Source organism: Muriicola sp. (genome assembly GCF_041567615.1).
Classification (GTDB): domain Bacteria; phylum Bacteroidota; class Bacteroidia; order Flavobacteriales; family Flavobacteriaceae; genus Muriicola.
The window spans coordinates 1-8,595 of the sequence record NZ_JBFGBM010000116.1 but is presented as its reverse complement, the minus strand read 5'-3'; the positions used below and the strand labels follow the sequence as shown (position 1 = coordinate 8,595).

The 8,595-nt window shown below is 49.2% G+C and carries 9 protein-coding genes and 1 tRNA gene; all 10 read left to right on the top strand.

The genetic code is table 11. The annotated features are described in order from the left end of the window. Positions 1 to 108: 108 nt before the first annotated feature. Positions 109 to 1,296, top strand: coding sequence for an elongation factor Tu (gene tuf / locus ABYP73_RS08950; protein WP_372974088.1), 1,188 nt, complete (start codon positions 109 to 111; stop codon positions 1,294 to 1,296). A gap of 65 nt (positions 1,297 to 1,361) precedes the next feature. After that, positions 1,362 to 1,434: transfer RNA gene (locus ABYP73_RS08945), tRNA-Trp, on the top strand. A 68-nt stretch (positions 1,435 to 1,502) separates the two neighbouring features. After that, positions 1,503 to 1,688: a preprotein translocase subunit SecE gene (gene secE, locus ABYP73_RS08940; protein ID WP_372974087.1), complete on the top strand. Its 186-nt coding sequence runs from the start codon at positions 1,503 to 1,505 to the stop codon at positions 1,686 to 1,688. A gap of 8 nt (positions 1,689 to 1,696) precedes the next feature. Then, positions 1,697 to 2,248 carry a transcription termination/antitermination protein NusG gene (gene nusG, locus ABYP73_RS08935; protein WP_188369475.1) on the top strand — a complete coding sequence of 184 codons (552 nt, stop codon included), beginning with the start codon at positions 1,697 to 1,699 and terminating at the stop codon, positions 2,246 to 2,248. A 71-nt stretch (positions 2,249 to 2,319) separates the two neighbouring features. After that, complete coding sequence (gene rplK / locus ABYP73_RS08930) at positions 2,320 to 2,757, top strand: 50S ribosomal protein L11 (RefSeq protein ID WP_188369474.1); 438 nt, start codon at positions 2,320 to 2,322, stop codon at positions 2,755 to 2,757. Between the two features lie 21 nt (positions 2,758 to 2,778). Beyond that, complete coding sequence (gene rplA, locus ABYP73_RS08925) at positions 2,779 to 3,468, top strand: 50S ribosomal protein L1 (RefSeq protein WP_372946345.1); 690 nt, start codon at positions 2,779 to 2,781, stop codon at positions 3,466 to 3,468. A gap of 18 nt (positions 3,469 to 3,486) precedes the next feature. Next, positions 3,487 to 4,002: a 50S ribosomal protein L10 gene (gene rplJ / locus ABYP73_RS08920; protein ID WP_372946344.1), complete on the top strand. Its 516-nt coding sequence runs from the start codon at positions 3,487 to 3,489 to the stop codon at positions 4,000 to 4,002. A gap of 52 nt (positions 4,003 to 4,054) precedes the next feature. Further along, positions 4,055 to 4,438: a 50S ribosomal protein L7/L12 gene (gene rplL / locus ABYP73_RS08915; RefSeq protein WP_372974086.1), complete on the top strand. Its 384-nt coding sequence runs from the start codon at positions 4,055 to 4,057 to the stop codon at positions 4,436 to 4,438. A 130-nt stretch (positions 4,439 to 4,568) separates the two neighbouring features. Then, a complete protein-coding gene (gene rpoB / locus ABYP73_RS08910; RefSeq protein WP_372974085.1) occupies positions 4,569 to 8,378 on the top strand; it encodes a DNA-directed RNA polymerase subunit beta in 3,810 nt (1,269 codons plus the stop codon). Positions 8,379 to 8,422: 44 nt separating this feature from the next. Beyond that, positions 8,423 to 8,595, top strand: a 173-nt coding sequence (locus ABYP73_RS08905) for a hypothetical protein (protein ID WP_372974089.1), incomplete at its 3' end; no start/stop codon positions are given.

Below are 8,595 nucleotides of genomic sequence, written 5' to 3'. Positions count from 1 at the left end.
TAGAGCGTTTCCTTGGTAAGGAAGAGGTCACGGGTTCAATTCCCGTCGTTGGCTCTACGATTGGAAAAATTTGGACACTAATATAAACTAAGATCAAAATTCATTAAAATGGCAAAGGAAACCTTTAATCGTTCCAAACCGCACTTAAATATAGGTACTATTGGACACGTTGACCCCGGTAAAACTACATTGACTGCCGCTATTACTACTGTATTGGCGAATGCAGGACTATCCGAAATCAGGAGCTTCGACTCTATCGATAATGCACCTGAAGAAAAAGAAAGGGGTATTACGATCAACACGTCTCACGTTGAGTACCAGACAGCCAATCGTCACTATGCTCACGTTGACTGTCCTGGTCACGCCGACTACGTGAAGAACATGGTTACCGGTGCTGCTCAAATGGACGGTGCCATTCTCGTTGTTGCTGCAACAGACGGACCTATGCCACAAACCCGTGAGCACATCCTTCTGGGACGTCAGGTAGGTATTCCACGTATCGTTGTCTTCCTGAACAAAGTAGATATGGTAGATGATGAGGAGCTTCTCGAACTCGTTGAAATGGAAGTAAGGGAATTGCTTACCTTCTATGAGTACGACGGTGATAACGGTCCTGTGATCGCAGGTTCTGCCCTGGGCGCGCTCAACGGTGAGCAAAAGTGGGTTGACACCGTGATGGAGCTGATGGAAGCCGTTGATACCTGGATTGAACTTCCTGAAAGGGATGTTGACAAGCCTTTCCTGATGCCTGTTGAAGACGTATTTACCATCACCGGACGTGGAACTGTTGCCACAGGTCGTATCGAAACAGGTGTGGCCAACACCGGAGATCCTGTAGATATCATCGGAATGGGTGCTGAGAAACTGACTTCCACTATCACAGGGGTTGAGATGTTCCGCAAGATCCTCGACAGAGGTGAAGCCGGAGATAACGTAGGGATCCTCCTCAGAGGTATCGAGAAGTCTGATATCAAAAGAGGTATGGTAATCTGCAAGCCAGGTTCTGTCAAGCCACATGCGAAGTTTGAGGCTGAGGTCTATATCTTGAAAAAAGAAGAAGGTGGTAGGCACACTCCTTTCCACAACAACTATCGTCCACAGTTCTATGTAAGGACTACAGACGTTACAGGAACCATCAACCTGCCCAGCGGAGTTGAAATGGTAATGCCAGGTGATAACCTTACCATTTCTGTAGATCTCCTTCAGCCAATCGCCCTTAACGTGGGTCTGCGTTTCGCGATCCGTGAAGGTGGTAGGACCGTAGGAGCCGGTCAGGTTACCAAGATTTTAGATTAATTCTAAGAAGTAAATAAGCATGAGGGTGTCCCGCTACGGCGGGATGCCTTTCCATGCAAATAGATACGGGTGTAGCTCAGTTGGTAGAGCACCGGTCTCCAAAACCGGGTGTCGGGAGTTCGAGTCTCTCCTCCCGTGCACAGATAGAGAACTTAGGGGGGTTAAGAGAACGGTCGATTTGCCTCTCCCCATTTAATCAGTACAGCATGTTTACCTATATAAAAGAATCCTTTGAAGAGTTGAAACACAACGTCTCCCTGCCCACCAGGGCCGAGGCTTCTAACCTGATGGTAATCGTCGCTGTTTTTTCCATCCTGTTCGCCCTGGCAACCTGGGGTGTGGATACGGTGTTCAGCAAATTGATCCAACTGTATTTCAACACCTTAAACTAACGTAGGCCATGTCTGAAGTTCTGGAGAAAAAGTGGTATGTGGTACGGGCCGTTAGCGGTCAGGAAAACAAGATCAAGGGCTATATAGAGTCGGAGGTTGAAAGGGCCGGCTTTGGGGATTACCTCGAAGAGGTTCTGGTGCCTACCGAAAAGGTGGTTCAGATCCGCAATGGAAAGAAGATCAACAAAGAAAGGGTCTATTTCCCCGGATATATAATGATTAAGGCCAACCTGGGAGGTGAGATGATTCACATCATCCGTTCCATCACCAATGTGATCGGATTCCTGGGCGAAACCAAAGGCGGAGACCCTGTGCCGCTTCGAAAGAGCGAAGTGAACCGCATGCTCGGGAAGGTGGATGAGCTGGCTGTCAATACAGACAGCGTGGCCATTCCTTTTGTGCTGGGGGAAACAGTCAAGGTGATAGATGGACCCTTCAACGGTTTCAACGGAACCGTGGAGCGCATCAACGAGGAGAAACGCAAACTGGAGGTGATGGTGAAGATCTTTGGAAGAAAGACCCCTCTGGAATTGAGTTACATGCAGGTAGAAAAAGTATAATACAAATGTTACATATATAAAGGCTGTGTTGCTTCCAATTTAAACACGGTTTTGACATTTAATTTTAAACAATGGCAAAAGAAGTAAGTAAAGTAGTTAAACTACAAGTTAGGGGAGGTGCTGCGAATCCATCGCCACCGGTTGGACCCGCTTTAGGTGCTGCCGGCGTTAACATCATGGAGTTCTGTAAGCAATTCAATGCCAGGACCCAGGACAAGCAGGGAAAAGTCCTGCCTGTGGTTATCACCGTGTACAAGGACAAGTCGTTTGACTTTGTCGTGAAGACACCACCAGCGGCAGTACAACTTATGGAAGCGGCTAAGATTAAAAAAGGATCTGGCGAACCTAACCGAGTTAAATCAGGGAATGTTACCTGGGACCAGGTGAAAGCTATCGCAGAAGACAAAATGGTGGACCTCAATGCGTTCACTGTTGAATCTGCTATGAGCATGGTTGCCGGAACTGCGAGATCCATGGGTCTCAAAGTCGCAGGTAAGAAACCTTTTTAAATCTTATAAAGGCATTTTTATATGGGAAAATTAACCAAGAAGCAAAAAGAAGCCAGGGCAAAAATTGAGAAAGACAAACTCTACTCCCTGGAAGAAGCTTCTGCCCTGATCAAGGAAATCACCAAAACCAAATTTGATGCATCTGTCGACATCGCTGTCCGCCTGGGCGTGGATCCGCGTAAGGCAAACCAGATGGTACGGGGGGTAGTGACCCTGCCTCACGGTACCGGGAAAGATGTAAAAGTACTGGCCCTGGTGACTCCGGACAAGGAAGCAGAGGCAAAGGAAGCCGGTGCGGATTTCGTCGGTTTGGATGAGTATCTCGACAAGATCAAAGGCGGGTGGACAGACGTTGACGTCATTATCACCATGCCGAGTGTGATGGGTAAACTCGGTCCCCTTGGTAGGGTGCTGGGGCCACGTGGTCTCATGCCTAACCCCAAGACGGGAACCGTGACCATGGACATCGGCAAGGCTGTATCTGAAGTGAAAGCCGGTAAGATAGATTTCAAAGTAGATAAGACCGGGATCGTTCACGCTGCCATAGGAAAGGCTTCCTTTCCTGCAGAAAAGATCGCGGGTAATGCCAAAGAACTCCTAGATACGCTGGTGAAATTGAAACCCACAGCGGCTAAAGGAGTGTACATGAAGAGCATCTACATGTCAAGCACCATGAGTCCAAGTGTTCAATTAGATCCCAAAGCGGTTTAATTCTGAAAATGTAACGAAATGACAAGAGAAGAAAAAGCTACGGTAATAAAAGATCTGACTGCACAGTTGGCCGAGAACTCGACCATTTACCTGGCCGATATTTCGGGCTTGGATGCCATCACAACTTCTGATCTGAGAAGGGCCTGTTTTAAGGCAAACATCAAGCTCTCTGTGGTCAAGAACACCTTGCTGGCAAAAGCCATGGAGGCTTCTGACAAAGAATTCGGGGATCTCCCTGGAGTACTTACGGGAAATACCTCCCTGATGTTCTCTGAAACAGGTAATGCCCCGGCCAAACTGATCAAAACCTTCAGGAAGAAGGCCGATAAACCCTTGTTGAAAGGGGCTTTTATCGAAGAGGCCATCTATGTTGGGGACGATAAGTTAGATACCCTGGTAAGCATTAAGTCTAAGGAAGAAATGATCGGAGACATCATTGGATTGCTCCAGTCTCCTGCCAAGAATGTGATCTCCGGCCTGAAATCAGGTGGAGGCAAACTCGCAGGCATCCTCAAGACCTTATCAGAACGATAATCAGTACGCACTAAAACAAGTATATTTTAAAATTTTATTAAACGATAGAAAAATGGCAGATTTAAAAGAATTCGCAGAACAGTTGGTCAACCTTACCGTAAAAGAGGTAAACGAATTGGCTGACATCCTTAAAGAAGAGTATGGCATCGAGCCTGCTGCTGCAGCGGTAGCTGTTGCTGCTGGTGGAGCTGCCGGAGGTGGAGAAGCTGAAGCCGCTGAAGAGAAAACAGAATTTGATGTGATCCTGAAAGCAGCCGGTGCCTATAAACTCGCAGTGGTTAAACTGGTGAAGGAACTGACCGGTCTTGGGCTGAAAGACGCTAAAGACATCGTAGACAGTGCACCAAAAGCCGTCAAGGAGGCTGTGTCTAAGGACGAAGCCGAAGGCATCAAAAAATCTTTGGAAGAAGCAGGAGCAGAAGTTGAGCTTAAATAATTGCTACGACCATATGGTTTTGGTTTAGGTCTTTCCGCCTTACGGTGGCTAGACCTAAACCCTTTTATAGATAGTATATAAAGTCATATACCACCCATCACAGTATTCACGTTCAAAATTTTGTCCATAGATGTTCACAAAACAGACTGAAAGAATAAGTTTCGCATCCGCTAAGAACATACCGGACTACCCGGATTTCTTGGACATTCAGATTAAATCATTTCAAGATTTTTTTCAGCTTGAAACAAAATCTGACGAGAGGGGCAATGAAGGGCTGTACAACACCTTCATGGAAAACTTTCCCATCACCGATACAAGGAACCAATTCGTATTGGAGTTCCTCGATTACTTTATAGACCCTCCGCGTTATTCCATTCAGGAGTGTATAGAACGCGGACTCACCTACAGTGTGCCTCTCAAAGCCAGGCTTAAGCTGTATTGTACAGATCCGGAGCACGAGGATTTTGAGACCATCGTTCAGGATGTCTACCTGGGGACCATCCCCTACATGACCCCCAGCGGGACCTTTGTGATCAACGGGGCTGAGCGTGTGGTAGTTTCCCAGTTGCACCGTTCACCCGGTGTCTTCTTCGGGCAGTCCTTCCACGCCAACGGTACCAAGTTGTACTCTGCCAGAGTGATCCCCTTTAAGGGTTCCTGGATCGAGTTTGCTACGGACATCAACAGCGTGATGTACGCCTACATCGACAGAAAGAAAAAATTACCGGTAACCACCCTGTTCAGGGCGATCGGGTTCGAGAGGGACAAGGATATCCTCGAGATCTTCGACCTCTCTGAAGAGGTGAAGGTCACAAAAACGGGCCTTACCAAGGTCCTCGGACGAAAACTCGCCGCCAGGGTACTCAATACATGGCATGAGGATTTCGTGGATGAGGATACCGGAGAGGTGGTTTCCATTGAACGTAATGAGATCATCCTCGACAGGGATACCATCCTGGAGAAAGACCACATACAGCAGATCATAGACGCCGAAGTGAAGACCATCCTCCTGCACAAGGAGAACAACGCACAAAGCGACTATGCCATCATCCACAATACACTTCAGAAAGACCCCACTAACTCGGAAAAAGAGGCTGTGGAACATATCTACCGCCAGCTGAGGAATGCAGAACCGCCGGATGAGGAGACTGCCAGGGGTATCATAGACAAACTGTTCTTCTCAGACCAGAGGTACAACCTCGGGGAAGTGGGAAGGTACAGGATGAACAAGAAACTGGGACTCGATATCGGGATGGACAAACAGGTCCTCACCAAGGAGGATATCATCACCATTATCAAGTACCTCATCGAGCTGATCAACTCCAAAGCGGAGATCGACGATATTGACCACCTTTCCAACCGAAGGGTAAGGACCGTGGGCGAGCAGCTTTCCGCACAGTTCGGTGTGGGACTGGCACGTATGGCCAGGACGATCCGTGAAAGGATGAACGTTAGGGACAACGAGGTATTTACACCGATCGACCTGATCAATGCGAAGACCCTTTCTTCGGTCATCAATTCCTTCTTCGGGACCAACCAGCTGTCCCAGTTCATGGACCAGACCAACCCCCTTGCGGAGATCACTCACAAGAGGAGGCTGTCTGCTCTGGGACCGGGCGGACTTTCAAGGGAAAGGGCCGGATTCGAGGTAAGGGACGTTCACTATACCCACTACGGAAGGCTTTGCCCGATCGAGACCCCTGAAGGGCCTAACATCGGACTCATCTCTTCCCTTTCTGTTTTTGCCAAGGTGAACTCCATGGGCTTCCTGGAGACCCCTTACCGGAAGGTCGCAGACGGAAAAGTGGATACCAAGGACTACGTTTTCCTCAGTGCAGAGGAAGAAGAGGGAATGAAGATCGCCCAGGCGAACATTCCCCTGAAGAAGGACGGCGCTATAGACAGGGAGAAGGTGATCGCACGGGAGGAAGGAGACTTCCCCGTCGTGGATCCCTCCGAAGTGAATTACACGGACGTGGCGCCCAATCAGATCGCTTCCATATCTGCATCCCTGATCCCATTCCTGGAGCACGATGATGCCAACCGGGCCCTGATGGGATCCAACATGATGCGGCAGGCAGTACCCCTTTTGAAACCCCAGTCGCCCATTGTGGGAACCGGACTCGAGAGGCAGGTGGCTTCGGATTCACGTGTACTGATCAATGCAGAAGGTGACGGGGTCATCGAATACGTAGACGCCCAGAAGATCGTCATCAAGTACAATCGTACCGATGAGGAAAGACTGGTGAGTTTTGACGAAGATTCCAAGACATACGAGCTGGTGAAGTTCCGTAAAACGAACCAGGGAACCAGCATCAACCTCAAGCCTATCGTAAGGAAAGGGGATAAGGTGAAAAAAGGACAGGTCCTCTGTGAGGGTTATGCGACCGAAAGCGGAGAACTGGCCCTGGGTAGGAACCTGAAAGTGGCCTTTATGCCCTGGAAGGGATACAACTTCGAGGATGCGATCGTGATCTCCGAAAAGGTAGTACGGGAAGATATCTTCACCTCGATCCATATCGACGAATACTCGCTTGAAGTTCGGGATACCAAACTGGGAGCTGAGGAACTGACCAATGACATCCCCAATGTTTCTGAAGAGGCTACCAAAGATCTGGACGAATACGGGATGATCCGCATCGGGGCAGAGGTAAAACCCGGAGACATCCTTATAGGGAAGATCACTCCAAAAGGAGAATCAGATCCTACTCCGGAAGAAAAACTCCTTCGCGCCATTTTTGGCGACAAGGCCGGGGACGTAAAGGATGCCTCTTTGAAAGCCTCGCCATCGCTCAGAGGAGTGGTGATCGACAAGAAATTGTTCTCGAGATCCATCAAGGACAAGCGCAAGCGTTCTGAGGACAAGGAGGCGATCAACGCCCTGGAACTGGAATACGAAGTAAAATTCCAGGAACTGAAAGACATCCTGGTAGAAAAACTCTTTAAACTGGTCAACGGTAAAACCTCTCAGGGAGTGGTCAATGACCTGGGTGAAGAAGTGCTGCCAAAAGGCAAGAAGTACACCATGAAGATGCTCAATGCCGTGGACGATTTCGCCCACCTGGTAAGTGGCAGCTGGACAACGGATAAAGCGACCAATGTGATGGTAGCCGACCTGTTGCACAACTACAAGATAAAACTTAACGACCTGCAGGGGAACCTGAGAAGGGATAAGTTCACCATCTCCGTAGGGGATGAACTGCCAGCCGGGATCATGAAACTGGCCAAGGTATACATCGCCAAGAAGCGAAAGCTGAAGGTAGGGGACAAGATGGCAGGACGCCACGGGAACAAAGGTATCGTGGCGCGTATCGTCCGTCAGGAAGACATGCCATTCCTCGAGGATGGAACACCTGTAGACATCGTGCTGAACCCGCTTGGGGTACCTTCGAGGATGAATATCGGACAGATCTATGAAACCGTATTGGGCTGGGCAGGTCAAAACCTGGGTCAGAAATACGCTACCCCGATCTTTGACGGGGCCACGATAGACGAGATCGATAAGCTTACGGACGAGGCCGGTATCCCGAGATTCGGACACACCTATCTCTATGACGGTGGAACCGGGGAGCGTTTTGATCAGGCGGCAACCGTGGGTGTGATCTACATGCTCAAACTGGGCCACATGGTCGATGACAAGATGCACGCCCGATCTATCGGACCTTATTCCCTCATCACCCAGCAACCTTTGGGAGGTAAGGCACAGTTCGGTGGACAGCGTTTCGGGGAAATGGAAGTGTGGGCCCTGCAGGCCTACGGAGCCTCTGCGACCCTGAGGGAAATCCTCACCGTGAAGTCTGACGACGTGATCGGAAGGGCGAAGACCTATGAGTCTATCGTCAAGGGAGAGACCATGCCGGAACCCGGCTTGCCGGAATCCTTCAACGTATTGATGCACGAGCTGAAAGGCCTCGGCCTCGATATACGACTGGAGGAATAATATAAGTACCTGTTACACAATCATTTAGTATCACCAATAGCATTATGGCTAGACATCACGATAACACAGCAGTAAAGAGGTTTAACAAGATTTCCATCGGTCTGGCTTCTCCGGAAGCCATCCTGGCTGAGTCCAGGGGGGAGGTCCTCAAGCCTGAGACGATCAATTACAGGACGCACAAGCCGGAAAGGGACGGGTTGTTCTGTGAGCGTATCTT